The following is a 1,958-nucleotide window of genomic DNA, read 5'->3' on the forward strand; positions in this document are numbered from 1 at the left end:
CGGCGGCGGCATCGGCGGCAATGGCTGCGGCATCGGCTGCGGCATCCGCGGCTGCCCCGGCGGCATCGCTGGCCGTTTCGGCATCCGCGTCGCCGGCCTGTTGGCCAATCTCGACCTCGGTCCCGTCGGATCCGGTTGCGGGCTGGACGGCGATCGGGGCCGTCTCGCCAGCCGTCTCCGGCGTGGCGTCGGGGGTCGCCGTGGGCAGCTTGACCGGTTCTGTCACACCCTCAGCGACGGGAACCCTCACATCGGGTGGGGCGGACCCGATGATGGCCGGGCCGGTCGCACCCTCGTCCAGATAGGTGATCCACCACCAGCCGGCCGCCACCAGCAGAAGAATCAGGATCGCGAAAGCCGCTTTGCGCATCGTGCCGTTGTCCTTCCCGTCATTGTCGCCGATCTATGACACAGGCGCGACAAGCCGAAAAGCCGCCGCTGCCCGTCATTCTGCCACGAAAAGCGGCTTCTTGCGCCTCTTGCCGGATCAAATCCGGTTGAATCGCGCCGGCGGGAAGCCTATTTTCACGCCACTCACCCGCATGGCCATAAAAGGAGCATCGCCATAGCCCGCAGACCGCATAACGCACCGCCCACCCGCGACACCGGCCCCCGCGTCAATGAACGCATCCGCGTCGCCGAAATCCGCCTGATCGGTCCCGAAGGGGAAAATGTCGGCGTCGTCTCGCCTTCGGTCGGACTGGACATGGCAAGAGAGAGCGGTCTGGACCTGGTCGAGATCTCGCCCAACGCGACCCCCCCGGTCTGCAAGGTCATGGATCTTGGCAAGTTCAAGTATGAACAGCAAAAGCGCGAGGCCGAGGCCCGCAAGAAGCAGAAGATCATCGACATCAAGGAGGTGAAGTTCCGCCCGGGAACCGATACCCATGATTACGATGTGAAGATGCGCAACGTGATGAAGTTTCTCGAAGGCGGCGATAAGGTCAAGGTCACGCTGCGTTTCCGGGGCCGCGAGATGGCGCATCAGGATCTGGGGCTGGATCTTCTGAACCGGGTTCGCGACGATGTCGGCGAGGCGGGCAAGGTCGAGGCCATGCCCAAGCTGGAAGGTCGCCAGATGGTCATGATGATCGCGCCGCGCTGATCCGCGCCGTGGCGATCACGGCAAACGGGCCGCGCCGGCGCCAGCCGCGCGGCCCTTGCGTTTGAAAGGGGCGCGGGATGCACCAGACTCCTACCATCCGGATCATGCGCCTGCCCGAGGGCGACCCCGGTGTGGCGCTGCCCGGCTATGCCACGCCCGGCGCGGCGGGTGCCGATCTGCGGGCGAATTTTCCGCCGCCGGCGCGCGTGTCGGGGATCACCTTGGGGCCCGGCCAGCGGGCGCTGATCCCCACCGGCCTGGCATTGGAAATTCCACAGGGATGGGAGGTGCAGATCCGTGCACGCTCGGGCCTTGCGCTGAAACACGGCATAGCGCTGCCCAACGCGCCCGGCACGATCGATTGCGATTATCGCGGGCCTCTGGGCGTGATCCTGATCAATCTGGGACAAGAGCCGTTCCGTGTCGGCCACGGCGACCGCATCGCCCAGGTGATTGTCGCGCCGGCCCCGCAGGCTGCCTTCGAACTGGTCGCAGGGCTTGGCGACAGCGCGCGCGGGCAGGGCGGCTTCGGCTCGACCGGGCGGGGCTGATGCTGGGCCTGTGGCTGATCGTCGGACTTGGCGTTCTGGCATGGATCATCGAAATGCCACGTCGGCAGGCGACTGCCATGATCGCCGGCGCCTGGCTGGGCATCGTTGCGCTGCACGCCATCGCCCCCGCCAGCGGGCTTGCCGCGCGGATCGGCGGCTCGCGGGGGGGCTGGCTGCTCGCCGGCGGTCTCGTGGCTCTGATCCTGCTCTATCGCGCCGGGCTGCGCCACCTGCGCGCCCGCGCCGCCGCGCCGCTGGACCGGCCCGCCCCCGGCGCTGCCCCCTTGGACGCCCCCGCCCCC

3 protein-coding genes and 1 pseudogene are annotated in these 1,958 nt (G+C 68.1%); 3 read left to right on the top strand and 1 reads right to left on the bottom strand.

The window, feature by feature from the left end; all coding sequences use genetic code 11:
- Positions 1-370, bottom strand: a 370-nt coding sequence (locus tag B4A72_RS05745) for a hypothetical protein (protein WP_292978214.1), incomplete at its 3' end; no start/stop codon positions are given.
- A gap of 195 nt (positions 371-565) precedes the next feature.
- Here B4A72_RS05745 and infC point away from each other — a divergent pair.
- From infC to B4A72_RS05760, 3 genes and pseudogenes are all read left to right on the top strand, one after another.
- A complete protein-coding gene (gene infC / locus B4A72_RS05750) occupies positions 566-1,105 on the top strand; it encodes a translation initiation factor IF-3 (protein ID WP_348670641.1) in 540 nt (179 codons plus the stop codon).
- Positions 1,106-1,182: 77 nt separating this feature from the next.
- On the top strand, positions 1,183-1,656 hold the full coding sequence (gene dut, locus B4A72_RS05755) for a dUTP diphosphatase (protein ID WP_292978215.1): 474 nt from the start codon (positions 1,183-1,185) through the stop codon (positions 1,654-1,656).
- Positions 1,656-1,958, top strand: a pseudogene (locus B4A72_RS05760) (molybdopterin biosynthesis protein); the annotation flags it as partial. The gene dut and the pseudogene B4A72_RS05760, both read left to right, overlap by 1 nt.

Source organism: Paracoccus sp. UBA5162 (assembly GCF_002413585.1).
In the GTDB taxonomy this organism is placed as follows: domain Bacteria; phylum Pseudomonadota; class Alphaproteobacteria; order Rhodobacterales; family Rhodobacteraceae; genus Paracoccus.